We start from the raw sequence: 17760 nt of genomic DNA, 5'->3' as shown, positions 1-17760 counted from the left end.
AAGTCCCCCCGCCCCCGGACACGACAGAGGCCGGGGCCCGCGGAGAAATCCGCGAACCCCGGCCCCGGGCTGTCCCGACCTACCCCGACCGCCCTCGATCGAATGAGATCGGAACGACGGCTCAGTGGCCGCCCTGGTCCGCCAGACGCTTGATCGAAGCGGTGACCTCGGCCTCGGCCTCGGCGCGGCCGACCCAGTTGGCGCCCTCGACGGACTTGCCGGGCTCCAGGTCCTTGTAGACCTCGAAGAAGTGCTGGATCTCCAGGCGGTCGAACTCCGACACGTGGTGGATGTCGCGCAGGTGCTCCCAGCGCGGGTCCGTCGCCGGGACGCAGAGCAGCTTGTCGTCGCCGCCGGCCTCGTCGGTCATCTGGAACATGCCGATGGCGCGGCACTTGATCAGGCAGCCCGGGAAGGTCGGCTCGTCCAGGATGACCAGGGCGTCCAGCGGGTCGCCGTCCTCGCCGAGCGTGCCCTCGACGTAGCCGTAGTCGGCCGGGTAGCGGGTCGAGGTGAAGAGCATCCGGTCGAGCCGCAGACGGCCGGTCTCGTGGTCGACCTCGTACTTGTTACGAGAGCCCTTCGGGATTTCGATAAGGACGTCGAACTCCAACGGTTCCTCCAAGGTAGGGACTGACAGAATCCAAGTGTCTCCTACGGGAGTGAGTGCTCGGGAAAGGGGCCGGTCGGTGGGAGCAGGGGGAGGGGCGGCTCGCCGCCGCGGGGGGACGGCCGCCGGGCTGTTCGGGGCGGCGCTCCTGGTCGTCGGTACGGTCCTGACCTCGGGCGGTGCGTACGCGCAGCCCTTCCCGCCGCCTGGAGGCCACAGCACCGGGCACGGCGAGGACGGGGACCACGACGCGCAGGGCGGCCGCGACGGGGGGAGGGGCGACCACGGGAAGGGCGGGTCCGGCCCCCGTCCGAACGACGGCCCAGGTGCCTCGACCAGCCGCCGGGCCGCGCCGCCCGCCGCCCCCGCGCCCGGCGCCTCCTCGTCCGCGTCCGCCGCCGGTGGCAGCGGCTCGCCCGCCGCGCGCCCGGCCCCCGCGCCGGGCGCCGTCCTGGCCGCCGTCGACGGCGGCCAGGGCACGGCCGCCCCCACCGCGCAGGGCCTCCAGCAGGCGCTCGCCGCCGCCCTCGCGGACAAGAGCCTCGGCGAGGTCACCTTCGCCGTCGCGGACGCCGGCAGCGGCCAACTCCTCCACGGAGCAGGGGAGAACACCGCGGCCACCCCCGCCTCCACCACCAAGCTGGCCACCGCGGTCGCGGCCCTGTCGCTGATCCCGGGCGACACCCGGCTGCACACCCGGGTGGTCCGGGGAGCGGACCCGGGCACGATCACCCTGGTCGGCGGCGGCGACCCGACGCTGACCGCGCTGCCCGCCGACCAGGTGCAGATCGGCGGTCTGCCGGCCGACGCCGACACCGCCCCCGCCTCGCTGGACGCCCTCGCCCAGCAGACCGCCGACAGCCTCAAGGGCCTCGGCACCACGACCGTCCAACTGGACTACGACCTGTCGCTGTACGCGGGCAACCCGCGGCACAAGAACCACGACGGGCAGAACATCGCCCTGGTGGTCCCGCTGATGGTGGACGAGGGCCGGACGGACCCGAAGAGCCGGGAGGACGCGCCGGACCGGGTCGCCGACCCGGCGGCCGCGGCGGCCGAGGCCTTCGCCGCGCTGCTCAGGGCCCGCGGCATCACCGTGACGGGCCCGGCCAAGCCCGCCGCCGCGCCCGCGCCCGCCCCGACCGGCTCCGGCGCGGCCCCCCTCGGCGAGGTGTCCTCACCGACCGTGGCCCGGCTGGTCGAACGCCTGCTGACCACCTCCGACAACCAGCTCGCCGAGGCGATCGCCCGTCAGGTCGCCGTCGCCGCCCACCAGCCGGCGAGTTTCGAGGGCGCCGCGGCCGCCGTCACCCAGGAGCTCACCCGGCTCGGCGTGCCGATGGGCGGCGTGGTCCTCAACGACGGCAGCGGCCTGCACCCGGGCAACGCGATCCCGCCCGCGGTGCTGGTCCGGCTGCTCGCGCTGGCCGCCTCCGAACAGCAACCCGCCCTGCGCCCGGTGCTCACCGGCCTGCCGGTCGCCGGTTTCACCGGCACCCTCAACAAGCGCTTCGGCTCCGGATCGGGCGCCGCCGACGCGGCCGGCCTGATCCGCGCCAAGACCGGCACCCTCAGCGGCGTCAACACCCTTGCGGGCACGGTCGTCGACGCCGACGGCCGGCTGCTCGCCTTCGCCGTCATGACCCGTACGGCCGCCCCCGCCGACACCGCCCGCGCCGCCATGGACCGGATCGCCGCCCGCCTCGCCACCTGCGGCTGCCACTGACCGCCCCCGGCCCCCGGATCACCGCGGCCCCGGCCGGGGCGGGGCCCGCGGCCCGTCCGGGAGAGGTGTTCGCGGCGGGTGGCTGCCGTTGGTGGTGGGGAGCACGTACGGTGAGGGCATGACGAGCGCGAGTGGCGGTGCTGACATGGTCGACTGGAACCTCGCGGTCGCAACCGCGACCAGGTTGGTGCGGCCGGGGCCGGAAGTGAGCCGGGAGGAAGCGGCGGCGGTGGTCGCCGAGCTGCGCCGGCACGCCCTGGAGGCGGAGGAGCACGTGCGGGCGTACACCGGCATGCACTCGTCCAGCCTGTCCCGGGCCGCGGCGACGCCGGTGCTGGTGGTGGACCGCCCCGGGTGGATCCGCGCGAACGTGGCGGGCTTCCGCACGGTCGTCCAGCCGCTGGTGGAGAAGCTCCAGGCGCGGCGCGCGAACAGCGCGGCCGCCGGGGTGTTCGGTGCGGTGGGCGAGAAGGCGACCGGGATCGAGGTCGGGGCGCTGCTGGCGTTCCTGGCCACCAAGGTGCTGGGCCAGTACGAGACCTTCGCCCCGGCCGAGCCCCCGCTGGACGCCCCGGACAGTCCGGCCGCGCTGTTCGACAAGCCGCGGCTGGGGCCGGAGGGCCCCGGGCCGGGCCGGCTGCTGCTGGTCGCGCCGAACATCGTGCACGTCGAGCGGGAGCTGGACGTCGACCCGTCCGACTTCCGGCTCTGGGTCTGCCTGCACGAGGAGACCCACCGGACGCAGTTCACCGCCGTGCCGTGGCTGCGCGACCACATCCAGTCCGAGGTGCAGTCCTTCCTCTCCGAGACGGACGTCGACCCGGGCGCCCTGCTGGAGCGGCTGCGGGACGCGGCGGGCTCGCTCGGCGGACTGCCGGGCGGCGGCAGCCGGGAGAGCGCCTCGTCCGGGAACCTGCTGGAGATCGTCCAGTCGCCCGCGCAGCGCGAGATCCTCGGCCGGCTGACGGCCGTGATGTCGCTGCTGGAGGGCCACGCGGACGTGGTGATGGACGGCGTCGGGCCGGCCGTGGTGCCGACGGTCGCCGAGATCCGGGAGAAGTTCCAGCAGCGCCGGGACCGCGGCGCCAACCGGCTCGACCTGCTGCTGCGCCGGCTGCTCGGCATGGACGCGAAGCTGCGGCAGTACCAGGACGGCGCGGTGTTCGTGCGCGGCGTGGTGGAGCAGGTCGGCATGGAGGGGTTCAACCGGGTGTGGACCTCGCCGAACACCCTGCCGACCAAGGACGAGATCCACGACCCGGCCGCCTGGGTGGCCCGGGTGGCCCGCTGACCGCGGCGGGGGCGCCGGTGGGGGCCTGGGCGCTCCGGGGGCCGGGCGGCGAGCGGCGCGCGTCGCCCGAACCTGCTCGTACGAGTGGTCCAATCAGCTGGACCACGCGTGAAGAAGCGTTTCTTCATTCACCCGAACGTGGGACGGTGGTCGTACCGGGGGCGCGGGTGGCGTAGTGGGCAGCCACTATCTGCCACCATCTGTGAGCGCCCGGTAACCGGGCGCTCATGCCGGTTCGCGGTCCCCGCCGCGTCCGCCGCGAGTCCTGTCCCCCCTCCGCCGAGGAGTCGTCCGCCGTGGGCCCTCACCCCGCCGTCGCCGCGATACGCCTGGCCGTTCGCCGTACGCTCACCGACCTCGCCGCCGAGGCCGGTTCCACCTTCACCGCGCCCGTGCGCGCGCCCCGGGAGCGCCCCGCCGGGGCTCCGCTGGTGGGCGCCGCGGTCGGCACCACGCTGATCGGCAACGCCGCCCGCCACCCCTCCGGGCTGCCCCGCACCCCGGCCGCGCCCGGCTCGCCGCTGGTGCTGGTCGCGGTCAGCGGCGGCGCGGACTCGATGGCCCTGGCCATCGCCGCCGCCTTCGAGGCGCCCAAGATCGGCCTGCGGGTCGGCGCCGTCACCGTCGACCACGGCCTCCAGGCCGGTTCCGCCGAGCGCGCCGCCCAGGTGGCCGACCGGCTGAGCACGCTGGGCCTCGACCCGGTGGAGGCCGTCCCGGTGCGGGTCGGCCGCGCCGGCGGCCCGGAGGCCGCCGCCCGGGACGCCCGCTACGCCGCCCTGGACGAGGCCGCCGAGCGCCACGGCGCGATCGCGGTGCTGCTCGGCCACACCCGGGACGACCAGGCCGAGACCGTGCTGCTGGGCCTGGCCCGCGGCTCCGGCGCCCGCTCCCTGGCCGGGATGCCCGCCCAGAAGGGCCGCTACCGCCGCCCCCTGCTGGAGCTGGACCGGGCGGCCACCCGGCAGGCCTGCGCCGCCCAGTCGATCCCGGTCTGGGACGACCCGCACAACTGTGATCCCGCCTACACCCGCTCCCGGGTCCGCCACGAGGTGCTCCCGGTCCTGGAGAAGCACCTGGGCGGCGGAGTGGTCGAGGCGCTGGCCCGCACCGCCCGGCTCTTCCGCGACGACGCGGACGCCCTGGACCAGTGGGCCTCGTTGGCCGAACGCGACCTCCGTACGGGCGACGGCGCCCTGGACGCCGTGAAACTGGCCGAACTGCCGCCCGCGGTGCGCCGCCGGGTGCTGCGCAGGGCCGCGCTGCGGGCGGGCTGTCCGGCCGGGGACCTGTTCGCCCGGCACCTGGAGACGATCGACCTGCTGGTCACCGGATGGCGCGGACAGGGCCCGCTGCACCTACCCGGGGGCGTCGAGGCCACCCGCAGGTGTGGCACGCTGGTCTTTCGGCGGCAGGGCGACTGACGGGCGAGGCATGCCCCGGGGGAGCCGACCGCCGGCCACAAAGACCCCGAACGTTTGAGGACGTATCCCCGGTGGACCAGAACGACATGGGCGCTGACCTCGCGAAGGTGCTCATCAGCAAGGACGAGATCGACGCCAAGCTCCTCGAGCTGGCCGAGCGCATCGACCGGGACTACGCAGGCAAGGACCTGCTGATCGTCGGCGTCCTCAAGGGGGCCGTCATGGTCATGGCCGACCTGGCCCGGACCCTGCACTCGCAGGTCACCATGGACTGGATGGCCGTCTCCTCGTACGGCATGGGCACCAAGTCCTCCGGCGTGGTGCGGATCCTGAAGGACCTGGACACCGACATCGCCGGCCGTGACGTCCTGATCGTCGAGGACATCATCGACTCGGGTCTGACGCTGTCCTGGCTGCTGGGCAACCTGGGCTCGCGCGGCCCGGCCTCGCTGGAGGTCTGTACCCTGCTCCGCAAGCCGGACGCGGCCAAGGTCGAGATCGACGTGAAGTACGTCGGTTTCGACATCCCCAACGAGTTCGTGGTCGGCTACGGCCTGGACTACGCGGAGAAGCTGCGCAACCTCCCCTTCATCGGCACCCTCGCCCCGCACGTCTACGGCGGCTGAGGGCCCCGTTCGGGCTACGGGCGGGAACAGTAGGCCGTTCCCGCCCGTTGTCCCCCGGGGGACAGAGAACCAAAGCCGTCTCGCCGTGCTCCCGCCATGGGTGGGTCGGACTGCGGTACGGTCCAATAAACCGCTCTTCACATGAGCACCAATCGGATGCGCCGCGGCCCAACAGCCCCCCGGCGCCGTTGAGTGGCAGGAGGGACGGGGCGGCAACGCCCCGCATGGATGGACGTCAAGCGATACTTCCGTGCGCCGATCATGTGGATCGTGCTGGCCGTCCTCGCCGTCATCGTACTGATGCAGGTCGTTTCGGACTCGAACGGCTACAAGACGGTGGACACCGGTCAGGTCGTCGCGGCGATCGACGCGCACAACGTCAAGTCGGCGCAGATCACCACCGGTGACTCGAACACGATCAAGATCCAGCTGAAGGACGGCGCAACGCTGCCCAGCTCCGGTACGGGCAAGGCCCCGTCCGGAACCAAGTTCCAGGCCTCGTACATCGGCGACCAGGGCGTCGCCATCGCCGACAAGCTCCAGGCGCAGGTCAACGACAAGGACTCGAGCACGCTCGCCGAGGGCTACACCATCAGCCCGGAGAAGCAGAGCACCTTCGTCAGCCTGCTGCTGTCGATGCTCCCGATCGTGATCATCGTCCTGGTCTTCCTGTTCCTGATGAACCAGATGCAGGGCGGCGGCTCCCGGGTCATGCAGTTCGGCAAGTCCAAGGCCAAGCTGCTCACCAAGGACACCCCGAAGACCACCTTCGCCGACGTCGCCGGCGCGGACGAGGCGGTCGAGGAGCTCCACGAGATCAAGGAGTTCCTCCAGGAGCCGGCCAAGTTCCAGGCCGTCGGCGCCAAGATCCCCAAGGGCGTGCTGCTCTACGGCCCGCCCGGCACCGGCAAGACCCTGCTGGCGCGCGCCGTCGCCGGCGAGGCCGGGGTGCCGTTCTACTCCATCTCCGGTTCGGACTTCGTCGAGATGTTCGTCGGCGTCGGCGCCAGCCGCGTCCGCGACCTCTTCGAGCAGGCCAAGGCGAACGCCCCGGCGATCGTCTTCGTCGACGAGATCGACGCCGTCGGCCGGCACCGCGGCGCGGGCCTCGGCGGCGGCCACGACGAGCGCGAGCAGACCCTCAACCAGCTGCTGGTCGAGATGGACGGCTTCGACGTCAAGGGCGGCGTGATCCTGATCGCCGCCACCAACCGCCCCGACATCCTGGACCCGGCGCTGCTGCGCCCGGGCCGCTTCGACCGCCAGATCGCGGTGGAGCGCCCCGACCTCCAGGGCCGGCTGGACATCCTCAAGGTGCACCAGAAGGGCAAGCCGATCGCGCCCGACGTCGACCTGTCGGCCGTCGCCAAGCGCACCCCCGGCTTCACCGGCGCCGACCTGTCGAACGTCCTCAACGAGGCGGCCCTGCTGACCGCCCGTTCGGACAAGAAGCTGATCGACAACGGCATCCTGGACGAGGCGATCGACCGCGTCGTGGCCGGTCCGCAGAAGCGCACGCGGATCATGTCCGACAAGGAGAAGAAGATCACCGCGTACCACGAGGGCGGTCACGCCCTGGTCGCGGCGGCCTGCCAGTACAGCGACCCGGTGCACAAGATCACCATCCTGTCCCGCGGCCGGGCCCTCGGCTACACCATGGTGCTGCCGGACGAGGACAAGTACTCCACCACCCGCAACGAGATGCTCGACCAGCTCGCCTACATGATGGGCGGGCGCGCGGCGGAGGAGCTGGTCTTCCACGACCCGACCACCGGTGCCTCGAACGACATCGAGAAGGCCACCGCGACGGCCCGGGCCATGGTCACCCAGTACGGCATGACCGAGCGCCTCGGCGCGATCAAGTTCGGCTCCGACAGCTCGGAGCCGTTCCTGGGCCGCGAGATGGGCCACCAGCGCGACTACTCGGAAGAGGTCGCCGGGCTGGTCGACGAAGAGGTCAAGAAGCTCATCGACACGGCGCACAACGAGGCCTGGGAGATCCTGGTCGAGAACCGCGACGTGCTCGACAACCTGGTCCTGGAGCTCCTGGAGAAGGAGACCCTCAACAAGGAGCAGATCGCCGAGGTCTTCGCCCCGATCGTCAAGCGCCCGGCCCGGCCGGCCTGGACGGGCTCCGCCCGCCGCACGCCGTCCACCCGGCCCCCGGTGCAGTCCCCGAAGGAGCTGGCGCTCACCAACGGCGCCGCCTCCGGCGAGACCGCTCCGGTGGACGTCGTGAAGCTCCCGCCGCTGCCGGCCACCGAGCCGCCGACCGAGGGCTGACCCCGCTTCCGCAGGGAATGGATGCCGCGTCACCAGGGTTTGTACCCTGGAGGCGCGGCATCCGTGCTGTTCAGCCAGAGTCTTCCCACACCTAAGCGAGGCCCGCATGATCGACCCGGTGACGTTGGACGGTCCGCCCGCCGTCGGTACCTTCGACCAGAAGCGGGCCGAGAACGCCATCCGCGAGCTGCTGCTCGCCGTCGGGGAGGACCCGGACCGCGAGGGTCTGCTGGAGACCCCGGCCCGGGTGGCGCGTGCCTACAAGGAGATATTCGCGGGCCTGTGGCAGGAGCCCGAGGACGTCCTCACCACCACCTTCGACCTCGGCCACGACGAGATGGTGCTGGTCAAGGACATCGAGCTGACCTCGGTCTGCGAGCACCACCTGGTGCCGTTCCGCGGCGTGGCCCACGTCGGGTACATCCCGTCCACCAGCGGCAAGATCACCGGGCTGTCCAAGCTTGCCCGGCTGGTCGACGTCTACGCCCGCCGGCCCCAGGTGCAGGAGCGGCTGACCAGCCAGGTGGCCGACGCCCTGATGCGGATCCTGGAGCCGCGCGGGGCGATCGTCGTGGTCGAGTGCGAGCACATGTGCATGTCGATGCGCGGCATCCGCAAGCCCGGCGCCAAGACCATCACCTCCTGCGTGCGCGGCCAGCTGCGCGACCCGGCCACCCGGGCCGAGGCGATGAGCCTCATCATCGGCCGCTAGCGGCACCGGCCCGCGTGGAGCCGGACGCGGCTCAGAGCACCCCGTGCTCCGCGTGCGGCGGGGCCGGGGTGCCCAGGGCGTTGCGGCGCTCGGGCATCCGCAGCGTGACCATCCGGCGCCAGCCGTAGGCGCGGTCGTACAGGTACAGCGCGTGCACCCCGAGGACGACCAGGGCGAGCTGCCAGCGCGGCCAGCGCAGGATCCGGGCCATCCGGGCGGTGACGGCGAGCCCGACGTCCCGGTGGGTGCGGATCTCGCCGCGCGCGCTGGTCTCCAGGGCGTGCCGGATGTACGGGCCGTGGCCCTCGGAGACCAGCCGCAGCAGCTCCTCGTGGCAGTAGGCGAGGTGGTTGTCCTCGTCGGCGGAGATCATCCGCATCGCCCGGCCGAGGGCGGGGTTGTCGGCGTAGGCCTTGACCAGCCGGCGCATCTGCTCGGCGGCGCGCTGCTCGGTGACCCGGCTGTGCGCGAGGTAGGTGATGATCTCGCGGTCGGTCAGCGGGACGGTGCTGTTCAGCCGCTCGTGCGAGAGCCCGACGCCCTGGCGCTCCAGCAGCATGCAGTAGTCGGCCTCGTCCGGCACGGGCACCTTGGGCAGGCCGCGCTTGTGCAGCAGCTGGGCGAAGATCCGGCCGTGCTTGCGCTCGTCGGCACCGTGCCGGGCGACCTTCGGGGCGAGGACGGGATCCCGGGTGAGCGTGGTGATCCGCTCGTTCTCCCAGCCGCCCTGGTCCTCGCCGCCGGCCGCGATGCTGCAGAACAGCTGGTAGGCCTGGTCGTTCCGGTAGATCTCGTCGAAGAGCGAGCGGGTGCTCAGCACGGCGCCTCCTGCGCGGTCCGGGGCGGTGCCCGGCGGGGGCCGACGGGCGGTCGCGATACGTTCCCCCCGAGCGCCGGCCGTCCGGGCCGACCGGCGGGTAGTCACTCACCTGTCCCAGCGGCAATCCCTAGCCGAGATGGGCTCCCAGCCATTCGAGCGTGGCCGGCAGCTCCCTGGTCCAGCTGTCGAAGTTGTGGCCGCCGTCGTCCAGGTAGAGCGAGTCGACCTTGAACTGGGGGTTGGCCGCCGCTGCCCTGGTGGCCTGCTCGACGAACTGGACGGTCTGCGGGTAGTCGCCCTCCGTGCGGGTGGAGACGGCCAGCAGGTTGAGGGCGGGGACCGGCAGGTTCTGCAGCCGCCAGCCGAGGTCGTGCTGCTGGGCCAGTGCCTTGTCGCCGTTGAAGAGGTCGCCGCCGGTGTAGTTGTCCTGGCGCACGGTGAAGTCGCCGTGCAGGCTCGCCGCGCTGCCGTAGACGTTCGGGAAGCGCATCGCCAGGCGCAGCGCGCAGCTGCCGCCGGTGGAGTAGCCGAGGGTGCCCCAGGAGCCGGCCGTGCGGCCCACCCGGTAGTTGCCGAGGATGGCCTCGGGGACGTCCTTGACGAACCAGGTCTCGGTGCGCGGCCCGCCGGGGACGTCCACGCACTCGGTGTCCCGGGCCGGCACGACGGCCGGTCGGGCCATCACCAGGACGGTCGGCGGCATCTTGCCGGAGCGCTGCAGCTCGATCGCGGTCTGGGCGAGGGGGAGCTCGTGCAGCAGGTTCAGGGTGGTGCCCGGGTAGCCGGCGATGGCCAGCAGGACGGGGAAGCGGACCAGGGCGAGCTTGGGGTCGAAGTACGCGGGCGGCAGGTAGACGAACATCTGGTCGGAGAAGCCGGTCTCCTTGCCGCTGACCCGGACCGACTCGACCTTGCCGACCTCCTCGGGCGGGCCCTTCGGCAGGTTGGTGATGGTCTCCAGGCCGCCCTCGGTGGTGGGCTGGACCAGTGCGTCGGCGACCGGGGCGCCGCCCTTGTGGTTGTCGTTGCCGGCCAGCGCGAGCTGGGCGCCGCCCGGACTGAGCAGGTCACCCCAGGAGGTGTAGAACCCGAAGGAGTTGTTCACCGACAGGGCGAGCACGGCCAGGACGGAGGCCTGAACGACCGTCAGCAGTCCGATCCGGCCGAGCACCGGCAGCGGGCGCTGCGGCGCCAGCCGCGGCCAGAGCCACAGGGTCGTGACGATTGCCGCGACGCCGAGCGCGAGCAGCGAGTTCACCAGCGCTTCGCTGGTCAGTTCCATGCCGTCGGCCTTCCGGTGGGACACTGGCGGTGCAGGTTTCATCGTCTGGCGGTCCGTCAGGCCGGGCCACCGTGGCTAGGCCGTCCGGACGCCGGGGCAGGCCGGCAGGGCGGGGGGAGTCGCAGGCAACCGGCGCCCTAGAATGCGGCGTCCACCGTACGTAACGCGTCCCGGAGGGCCCTGCCGCGCCACGCTGCGGCGGGCCCCCGGCTCCCACCGCCGGCTCAACCCGCAGCGCGACCACGGCCCCGGTTTACCGACCGTTTCCGGGTCCTTGGTATGCGCATTGCCTGATGAAGGAATAGGCATGAAGGTCCATCACGCGCCCTCCCCCGGAGTGACGGGACACCGCACCGCAGCCTCTACGCTGAGCTTCCATGAGCGTTCCCGTGTCCGTTGAGCCGAGCCCCGAGCAGCCGTCCCGCCGTCGACGCGGCCTGCAGACGCTGCGCAAGCAGGCGTCCGCCGTTCCCAGGGCCTGGCTCCCCGGAGCGGTCGGCTACGCCTGTCTGCTGATCGGCCTGCTGGACATCGCCGGCGCGGTGTTCCCCAAGCTCCGGCACACCAGGATGCACACCTTCACGGGGCAGCTGCCGGGCGGCACGACCAGCCTGGCGGCGGTCGGCACGCTGATGGTCGGCATCCTGCTGGTGCCGCTGGCGCACGCGCTGCGCCGGCGCAAGCGGCGGGCCTGGCGGGTGGTCTGCGTGCTGCTGCCGGTCAGCGCCGCACTGCACATCGTGCGCTGGCACCAGATCGGCCCGGCGGTCGTCTCGCTGGTGCTTCTCGCCGTGATGCTGGTGCACCAGCGCGAGTTCTACGCCAAGGCCGACCCGCGCACCCGCTGGCGCGCGGTGGTCAACCTGGTCGTCATGGGCGTCCTCAGCGTGCTGCTCGGCCTGCTGATCGTGAGCACCCGGACCAAGTACGAGATCGGCCACCCGGGCCTGGCCGAGCGCCTGCAGCACGTCGGGTACGGACTGTTCGGCTTCGAGGGCCCGGTCCGGTACAACAACGACCGGATGTCCGACCTGGTCGCCTACCTGCTCGGCGGGCTCGGCCTGCTGACCGCCTTCACCACCGCCTACCTGGCGCTGCGCCCGGGCAAGCCGAAGCCCGAGCTGACCGCGGAGGACGAGGACAGGGTCCGCGAGCTGCTCGAACGGCACGGCGAGCGCGACTCGCTCGGCTACTTCGCGCTGCGCCGCGACAAGAGCGTGCTGTTCTCGCCCACCGGCAAGGCCGCCATCTCCTACCGGGTGGTCTCCGGCGTGATGCTGGCCTCCGGCGACCCGGTCGGCGACGTCGAGGCCTGGCCCGGCGCGATCAAGGTGTTCATGGCCGAGGCCCGCGAGCACGCCTGGGTGCCGGCGGTGATGGGGTGCAGCGAGGTCGGCGGCGAGGTCTGGACCCGCGAGGCGGAGCTGGACGCGCTGGAGCTCGGCGACGAGGCGATCGTGGACACCGCCTCCTTCTCGCTCTCCGGCCGGGCCATGCGCAACGTGCGCCAGATGGTCAAGCGGATCGAGCGCAACGGCTACTCCTGCAAGGTGCGCCGGGTCTCCGAGCTCACCGCGGAGGAGAAGTACCGGATCGCCGACGCCGCCGCCCGCTGGCGCGGCACCGACACCGAGCGCGGCTTCTCGATGGCCCTCGGCCGCTTCGGCGACCCGCTGGACGACGCGTGTGTGGTGGTCACCGCCCACAAGGCCCCGGAGGAGGGCGAGGAGGGCGGCGACGACCTGAAGGCCGTGCTGCACTTCGTGCCCTGGGGGCCGGACGGCATCTCGCTGGAGCTGATGCGCCGCGACCGCGCCGCCGACCCGGGCCTGAACGAGCTGCTGATCGTCGCCGCGCTCCAGGCGGTGCCCGCGATGGGCGTGCGCCGGGTGTCGCTCAACTTCGCGATGTTCCGCTCGGCGCTGGCCCGCGGCGAGCGGATCGGCGCCGGTCCGGTGCTGCGCGCCTGGCGCGGGCTGCTGGTGTTCCTGTCGCGCTGGTTCCAGATCGAGTCGCTGTACAAGTTCAACGCCAAGTTCCAGCCCGAGTGGGAGCCGCGCTTCCTGGTCTTCCCGAGCACCCGGGACCTGCCGCGGATCGGTTTCGCCGCGATGCAGGCGGAGGCCTTCATCACCCTCGGGATGCCCCGCTTCGGCCGCAAGCGGCAGCGCGAGGGGCTGATGCCGGTCCCGTCGACCCGGGAGGTCACCGAGGCCGCCTGAGGCCCGCGGCCGCCCTCCGGGGCCCGCCGGCACCGAACGGGGCCCCCGCCGAGAACCCTCGGCGGGGGCCCCGTTCGATAATGGGAGGCATGAACGATTCGCCGTCCTTCTCCCTGCCGGCCGGTCTGCCGCGGCTGGAGCGTTGCGCCGTGATGGGTGTGGTCAACGTCACGCCCGATTCCTTCTCGGACGGCGGGATGTGGCACGACCCCGCCAAGGCGATCGCGCACGGCCTCGCGCTGCGGGCCCGGGGCGCGGACCTGGTGGACGTGGGCGGCGAGTCCACCCGGCCGGGCACGCGGCGGGTGCCCGAGGAGGAGGAGCTGCGCCGGGTGCTCCCGGTGGTGCGCGAGCTCGCCGACGCCGGGGTGCTGGTCTCCGTGGACACCATGCGGGCCTCGGTCGCCGAGCGGGCCGTCGAGGCCGGCGCCGCGATCGTCAACGACGTCTCCGGCGGGCTCGCCGACCCGGCGATGGCCCGGGTGGTCGCCGAGACCGGCGCGCCCTTCGTGGTGATGCACTGGCGCGGGCAGTCCGCCGACATGGACCGGATGGCCGTCTACGACGACGTGGTCCGGGACGTGGTCGCCGAACTGGGCGACCGGGTGGACGCGCTGCTGGCCGCCGGGGTCAAGGAGGACCAGCTGATCCTCGACCCGGGGCTCGGCTTCGCCAAGACCTCCGAGCACAACTGGGCGCTGCTCGGGCGGCTGGACGCGCTCACCGCGCTCGGCCGTCCCGTGCTCGTGGCGGCTTCGCGCAAGCGGTTCCTGGGTACGCTGCTCGCCGACCCGGCAACCGGGGAACTGCGCCCGGCCCGGGAACGCGACGACGCGACGGCCGCGGTGTCGGTGCTGTCCGCCCGGGCCGGAGCCTGGGCGGTGCGGGTGCACGACGTGTCCGGCACGGCGGATGCCGTCCGGGTCGTCGCGGCATGGCAGCACGCGGCGCGGTTGGGGTGAGGGAGGGTCTGTGACGGGTGACGGCAGGTTGAGCGGCGGTACGGCGGGTCGGGCCGGGGCGGCGGACCTGGAGGCCGTGCTCGCGGCGAACCGGGGGCTCTACGAGGCGCTGGAGCGGGGGGACCTGGAAGCGGTCGAGGACGCCTGGCTGGGCGCCGCGGACGCCGACGACAAGGGCGGCGTGGTGTGCGTCCACCCGGGCTGGCCGGTGCTGCGCGGCCGGGCCCAGGTGACCCGCTCGTACATGCTGATCATGATGAACACGGAGTACATCCAGTTCTTCCTGACCGATGTCGAGGCCGAGGTGCACGGCGATGTGGCCCTTGTCACGTGCACCGAGAACATCCTGTCCGGCGGCGAGTCGGAGGAGGAGGGGGAACTCGGACCGCTGGTCGGCGGAAAGGTCGTGTCGACGAATCTGTTCCGCCGTACCCCAGCCGGGTGGAAGCTCTGGTCGCATCACGGTTCACCCGTTCTGACCAGCGGGGACGACGACGAGGAGAGCTGATTCCGGCGACTCCGGGAATTCCGCGCCGGGAAGTCACCGGGAATTTCCGGGTGGTCACCGAACGTTCACGTCAATTGCCATATCGGTGCGCGTGGCGTCGGTTCGTGCCGGGTAGGACGGTCAGGCGTTGTCCGTGCTCGCGGGTAGATTCGAAACGGAGTGGCGGGCGTGCTGCCCGCCTTCGCCCTGCCCGTCCATGCCTGTCTCCGGGTGGGGCCCGTCCGACTGGGAGCAGTGATTCGTTTGCTGGACCGCGTCACCCTGCGGGGGCTGCGAGCCCGGGGCCACCACGGCGTCTTCGAGCGCGAGCGCGTCGAGGGGCAGACCTTCGTGGTCGACCTCGTCCTGTACCTGGACACCCGCCCCGCCGCGGCCGGAGACGACCTCACCCGCACCGCGCACTACGGCCTCGTGGCGGAGGAGGTCACCGCGATCATCGCCGGTGAGCCGGTCGACCTGATCGAGACGCTGGCCCAGCGGATCGCCGACCAGTGCCTCAAGCACGAAGCGGTCGAGGAGGTCGAGGTCACCGTGCACAAGCCGGACGCCCCGATCACCGTGCCGTTCGACGACGTGACCGTGACCATCCACCGGGGCCGCGCATGACCCCCACCGCGCGCCCGGTATCCGATGCAGAGGGAATTCATCGATGAGCACCAGTGACCCGACCGCCTCGCCGAGCACGTTCGACCTGGAGAGCCGGGTGGACTCCGTCGACACCACGCTGCACAGCCAGCGCTGGGCGGTGGTCGCGCTCGGCAGCAACCTGGGCAACCGGCTGGACACCCTCCAGGGCGCCGTCGACGCGCTCGCCGACACCCCGGGGCTGAAGATCAAGTCCGTCTCCGCGGTGTACGAGACGGAGGCCGTCGGCGGCCCCGAGGAGCAGCCGAACTACTACAACGCGGTCGTCGTGCTGCGCACCTCGCTGCCCCCGCGGGACCTGCTGGAGCGCGGCAACGCCATCGAGGACGCCTTCGGGCGGGTGCGGACCGTCCACTGGGGCCCGCGCACCCTGGACGTCGACATCCTGGCCTACGAGGGCGTGCTGAGCGACGACCCGCAGCTGCTGCTGCCGCACCCGCGCTCGCACGAGCGGGCCTTCGTCCTCGCCCCCTGGCTGGACGCCCAGCCGGAGGCCGAGGTGCCCGGGCACGGGCGGGTGGACGCGCTGCTGACCGCGCTGGGCGGCCCGGACGCGCAGGGCGTGAAGCGCCGCGAGGACATCCGGCTGACGCTGCCGGAGTAGCGCCGGTCCGGCACGGCCCGGGGCGTGGCCCCGGGCCCCGGGCCTGGGAACTCGGCCGGGGGCCCGGCCGTACGAGTAGGTGTCCGCCGTTCGCGCGGGTCCGCCCGGCCGGGCCCGGTACGGTGGCTTGGCGTCGCCGCGCCGGGCCACCGGGCGGGCGACCGGTTCCGGTACCCGGGAAGGACATCCTCCGAGTGAAGCTGCTTCGCCTCCGTCTGCTGATCGGCATCACCGTCGCCACGACGGCGCTGTCCTGGGCGGGCTCCAAGCTGTGGGCCTCCGTGGACACGCTGCCGGCCGTGCCGGCCGCGGCGCCGGTGGTGCTCGCGGCGGTGGCGGTGATCCTGCTGGCGACCGCGCTGTCGCTGCGGGCCCGGCTGAAGGCGGTGCGCGAGCGGCAGCCCGGGGCGAAGGGGGTCGACCCGCTGCTGGCGGCCCGGGCCGTGGTGCTGGGGCAGGCCAGTGCGCTGGTCTCGTCGGTGGTCACCGGCGTCTACGCGGGGGCGGGGATCCACCTGCTGGGCGAGCTGGACGTGTCGGCCCGCAAGGACCAGGCCGTGACGGCCGGGCTCGCGGTGCTGGCGGGGGCCGCGGTGATCGCGGCGGCGCTCTGGATCCAGCACGTGTGCAAGCTGCCGGAGAACCACGACGACCCGGGCGGTCCGGCGGCCTCGCACCGCTGAGGCCCCGGCCGGACGCCGCTGAGCAGGGCTTTCTTCGTGATCTTGCGTGAGAGGCCGGGCACGTGCGGTAAAAACCTCCCCCTGTCAAGGGCGGAAGGGGACCCTGGGCTGACACGGCCCCAATTCGCACGCTAGTTTCTTGGGCATGTCTCGCGGACGCCACCGTCATTCCTCCGTCCTCGGCCGGGCCTTTCCCCCCACCGCCGCCGGCGTACTGCTGGTCGCCGCACTGGCCGCGCTGCTTTTCAGTCAGGACACCGTCCTGGTGCGCTCGGTGGGCGTCGCGGCCGTGATCGCGACGCTCGGCTTCGCGCTGCTGCTGCGCCAGCGGGACAAGGCGGCCCGGGCGGCCGCCGAGATGTCCGCGGCCCAGCGGCTGCGCGCCGAGGAGCGGTTCGAGGAGCAGCTGGCCGAGGCCGAGTACGCGGCCGAGGTCGCCGAGGAGCGGGCCACCCGCTTCGGGCGGCGGCTGACGGCGGAGAAGTCGCGGCTGGCCAAGGCCGAGACGGAGATCGCACGACTGCTGCGCGAGCGGGCCGTGGCGGTGGCCGAGCAGGCGCTCAAGGAGGCCGAGGCGGCCCAGCGGGCGCTCGCCGCGAGCCGTCCGAAGCACCCGGCCAGCCCGGCCGCGTTCGTGCGGGCGGCGGCCGTGCTGCGGCTGCTGGAGCGCCGCGCGGCGGAGGAGGAGGCGCAGCGGGAGCGCACGGCGGGGGCCGAGGTGGCGCTGCGGGCGCGTACGGCCGCCGCCACCGCCGCTGCCGCCGTTCCGGCTCCGGCACCCGCCCCGGTGGCCGTGCCGGCCCCGGTGGTGCCCTCGGTGCCCACCCCGGGGCAGGCTCCGGCGGCCCAGTCGGCGGCCCAGTCGGCGGCCCAATCGGCGGCCCGGCCGGCGGTGCGGCCCGAGCCGGTGCGTCCGGCGCTGACGGCGACGGTCGGTCAGCTCGGCGGCACGCCCTCGGTGCCCGCCGCGGCGCCCGCGCCGGTGGAGCGGCAGCGGCCGCGGCCGGCGCAGTCCGGGCCGGCCCGCGGGCAGGGCTTCAGCTTCTTCGGCCGCGGCTCGGCCGCCCCGGTGCGCCCGGCGGCCCCGGCCGCCCCGGCGCCGGCGGTGGGCAGCGTCGCCGAGCTGGGGGAGCGCGCCGACCTGGCGGACGTGGTGGGCGACGAGGCGGTGGCCGCGAAGGCCGAGGCGGAGGCCCGGGCGGCGGAGTCGGCCGAGCGGACGGAGCCGGGCGAGCCGACGGTGGTGGACCTGACGCCGGAGGACGAGACCGAGCTGATCCAGCTGCCGGAGCTGCGCGCCTCGCGCTGAGGCCCGCCGGGCCTCGGCCCGGCGGCCCCGGGAAAACGGAAACCGCGGCGCGG

General features: G+C 73.3%; 16 protein-coding genes. 13 read left to right on the top strand and 3 right to left on the bottom strand.

Annotation, left to right across the window (positions count from 1 at the left end):
- Positions 1-121 precede the first annotated feature (121 nt).
- On the bottom strand, positions 122-613 hold the full coding sequence (locus tag ACWD4P_RS00860; RefSeq protein WP_329932372.1) for an inorganic diphosphatase: 492 nt from the start codon (positions 611-613) through the stop codon (positions 122-124).
- A 76-nt stretch (positions 614-689) separates the two neighbouring features.
- Here ACWD4P_RS00860 and dacB point away from each other — a divergent pair, with 76 nt between their 5' ends.
- The 6 genes from dacB to folE all read left to right on the top strand — a co-directional run bounded on the left by dacB (position 690) and on the right by folE (position 8672).
- Positions 690-2336: a D-alanyl-D-alanine carboxypeptidase/D-alanyl-D-alanine endopeptidase gene (dacB, locus tag ACWD4P_RS00855; protein ID WP_449778132.1), complete on the top strand. Its 1647-nt coding sequence runs from the start codon at positions 690-692 to the stop codon at positions 2334-2336.
- Between the two features lie 118 nt (positions 2337-2454).
- Positions 2455-3627, top strand: a complete 1173-nt coding sequence (locus tag ACWD4P_RS00850) for a zinc-dependent metalloprotease (protein WP_359830615.1) — start codon at positions 2455-2457, stop codon at positions 3625-3627.
- Positions 3628-3923: 296 nt separating this feature from the next.
- On the top strand, positions 3924-5051 hold the full coding sequence (gene tilS, locus ACWD4P_RS00845; RefSeq protein ID WP_359830618.1) for a tRNA lysidine(34) synthetase TilS: 1128 nt from the start codon (positions 3924-3926) through the stop codon (positions 5049-5051).
- Between the two features lie 71 nt (positions 5052-5122).
- Entirely contained in the window at positions 5123-5677 is a 555-nt protein-coding gene (gene hpt, locus ACWD4P_RS00840) for a hypoxanthine phosphoribosyltransferase (protein WP_280685463.1), read from the top strand.
- Between the two features lie 228 nt (positions 5678-5905).
- Positions 5906-7960: an ATP-dependent zinc metalloprotease FtsH gene (gene ftsH, locus ACWD4P_RS00835; RefSeq protein ID WP_449778131.1), complete on the top strand. Its 2055-nt coding sequence runs from the start codon at positions 5906-5908 to the stop codon at positions 7958-7960.
- Between the two features lie 106 nt (positions 7961-8066).
- A complete protein-coding gene (folE, locus tag ACWD4P_RS00830; RefSeq protein ID WP_030309924.1) occupies positions 8067-8672 on the top strand; it encodes a GTP cyclohydrolase I FolE in 606 nt (201 codons plus the stop codon).
- 31 nt (positions 8673-8703) lie between these two features.
- Here folE and ACWD4P_RS00825 read toward each other — a convergent pair whose 3' ends face one another.
- Both ACWD4P_RS00825 and ACWD4P_RS00820 read right to left on the bottom strand, forming a co-directional pair.
- Positions 8704-9492 (bottom strand): ferritin-like domain-containing protein, encoded by a 789-nt coding sequence (locus ACWD4P_RS00825; RefSeq protein WP_449778130.1) that lies wholly within the window; start codon positions 9490-9492, stop codon positions 8704-8706.
- A gap of 127 nt (positions 9493-9619) precedes the next feature.
- Positions 9620-10774 (bottom strand): alpha/beta hydrolase, encoded by a 1155-nt coding sequence (locus ACWD4P_RS00820; protein ID WP_359823182.1) that lies wholly within the window; start codon positions 10772-10774, stop codon positions 9620-9622.
- 377 nt (positions 10775-11151) lie between these two features.
- Here ACWD4P_RS00820 and ACWD4P_RS00815 point away from each other — a divergent pair, with 377 nt between their 5' ends.
- From ACWD4P_RS00815 to ACWD4P_RS00785, 7 genes are all read left to right on the top strand, one after another.
- Positions 11152-12996 (top strand): phosphatidylglycerol lysyltransferase domain-containing protein, encoded by a 1845-nt coding sequence (locus tag ACWD4P_RS00815; RefSeq protein ID WP_359823185.1) that lies wholly within the window; start codon positions 11152-11154, stop codon positions 12994-12996.
- 80 nt (positions 12997-13076) lie between these two features.
- Positions 13077-13958, top strand: a complete 882-nt coding sequence (folP, locus tag ACWD4P_RS00810; protein ID WP_359823188.1) for a dihydropteroate synthase — start codon at positions 13077-13079, stop codon at positions 13956-13958.
- A 10-nt stretch (positions 13959-13968) separates the two neighbouring features.
- Complete coding sequence (locus ACWD4P_RS00805) at positions 13969-14466, top strand: nuclear transport factor 2 family protein (protein ID WP_359823191.1); 498 nt, start codon at positions 13969-13971, stop codon at positions 14464-14466.
- 246 nt (positions 14467-14712) lie between these two features.
- Positions 14713-15072 (top strand): dihydroneopterin aldolase, encoded by a 360-nt coding sequence (folB, locus tag ACWD4P_RS00800; protein WP_224281670.1) that lies wholly within the window; start codon positions 14713-14715, stop codon positions 15070-15072.
- Positions 15073-15115: 43 nt separating this feature from the next.
- On the top strand, positions 15116-15715 hold the full coding sequence (gene folK / locus ACWD4P_RS00795; RefSeq protein ID WP_359823193.1) for a 2-amino-4-hydroxy-6-hydroxymethyldihydropteridine diphosphokinase: 600 nt from the start codon (positions 15116-15118) through the stop codon (positions 15713-15715).
- Between the two features lie 194 nt (positions 15716-15909).
- Positions 15910-16398 (top strand): DUF3180 domain-containing protein, encoded by a 489-nt coding sequence (locus ACWD4P_RS00790; protein WP_359823196.1) that lies wholly within the window; start codon positions 15910-15912, stop codon positions 16396-16398.
- Between the two features lie 145 nt (positions 16399-16543).
- Complete coding sequence (locus ACWD4P_RS00785; RefSeq protein ID WP_449778129.1) at positions 16544-17707, top strand: hypothetical protein; 1164 nt, start codon at positions 16544-16546, stop codon at positions 17705-17707.
- The last annotated feature ends 53 nt before the right edge of the window (positions 17708-17760 follow it).

The sequence above is a fragment of the Kitasatospora sp. NPDC002543 genome, from assembly GCF_053594915.1.
Note: the sequence above shows the minus strand (reverse complement) of the source record. Positions and strands in the feature narration are given on the sequence as shown.

Excerpts from the sequence above, each read along its gene's own strand:
- ACWD4P_RS00850 (WP_359830615.1), top strand. The coding sequence starts at position 2,455 with ATGACGAGCGCGAGTGGCGGTGCTGACATGGTCGACTGGAACCTCGCG.
- ftsH (WP_449778131.1), top strand. The coding sequence starts at position 5,906 with ATGGACGTCAAGCGATACTTCCGTGCGCCGATCATGTGGATCGTGCTG.
- folE (WP_030309924.1), top strand. The coding sequence starts at position 8,067 with ATGATCGACCCGGTGACGTTGGACGGTCCGCCCGCCGTCGGTACCTTC.
- ACWD4P_RS00820 (WP_359823182.1), bottom strand. The coding sequence starts at position 10,774 with ATGGAACTGACCAGCGAAGCGCTGGTGAACTCGCTGCTCGCGCTCGGC.
- ACWD4P_RS00815 (WP_359823185.1), top strand. The coding sequence starts at position 11,152 with ATGAGCGTTCCCGTGTCCGTTGAGCCGAGCCCCGAGCAGCCGTCCCGC.
- folP (WP_359823188.1), top strand. The coding sequence starts at position 13,077 with ATGGGAGGCATGAACGATTCGCCGTCCTTCTCCCTGCCGGCCGGTCTG.
- folK (WP_359823193.1), top strand. The coding sequence starts at position 15,116 with ATGAGCACCAGTGACCCGACCGCCTCGCCGAGCACGTTCGACCTGGAG.
- ACWD4P_RS00785 (WP_449778129.1), top strand. The coding sequence starts at position 16,544 with ATGTCTCGCGGACGCCACCGTCATTCCTCCGTCCTCGGCCGGGCCTTT.